The 682-nt window shown below is 70.5% G+C and carries 1 pseudogene; it reads left to right on the forward strand.

Annotated features, from left to right (window positions below):
- A pseudogene (locus tag KUM32_RS39360) lies at positions 1 to 682 on the forward strand (tyramine oxidase); the annotation flags it as partial.

The raw sequence follows: 682 nt of genomic DNA on the forward strand, positions 1-682 counted from the left end.
ACGTTGATCAACGCCATCTGCATCCACGAGGAGGACATCGGCCTGCTCTGGAAGCACACCGACATCTTCAACGACATGGCCGCCCACAGCCGCCGCGCGCGACGGCTCGTGATCTCCTACATCGCGACCGTCGGCAACTACGACTACGCCTTCTACTGGTACTTCCACCAGGACGGCAGCATCGCCTTCGAGGTGAAGTCCACCGGCATCGTCCAGACCACCGCCGTGGAGCCCGGCACCGGCTCGCCGCACGGCACGGAGATCGCGCCGGGCCTGGTCGCCCCCTACCACCAACACCTGTTCTGCGTGCGGCTCGACGTCGCGGTGGACGGCGACCGCAACTCCGTGCACGAGGTGGACGCGGTGCCGGTGCCCTCCGGCCCGGCCAACCCGAACGGCAACGCGTTCACCATCCGCACCACGCCCCTGACCGACAGCGCCGACGGCGCCCGGCTCGCCGACCCGACGACGTCCCGACACTGGCGGATCTCCAACCCGTCCGTACGCAACCGCGTGGGCCAGCCCGTGGCGTACGCGCTGATCCCGCAGCCGAGTCCGGTCCTCCTCGCCCAGCCCGACGCGGCGGTCACCCGCCGGGTCGCGTACGCCACCAAGCACCTGTGGGTGACCCGGCACGCCGAGGACCGGCGCTACCCGGCGGGCGACTACCCCAACCAGCACC

The organism is Streptomyces sp. AC627_RSS907 (genome assembly GCF_019049165.1).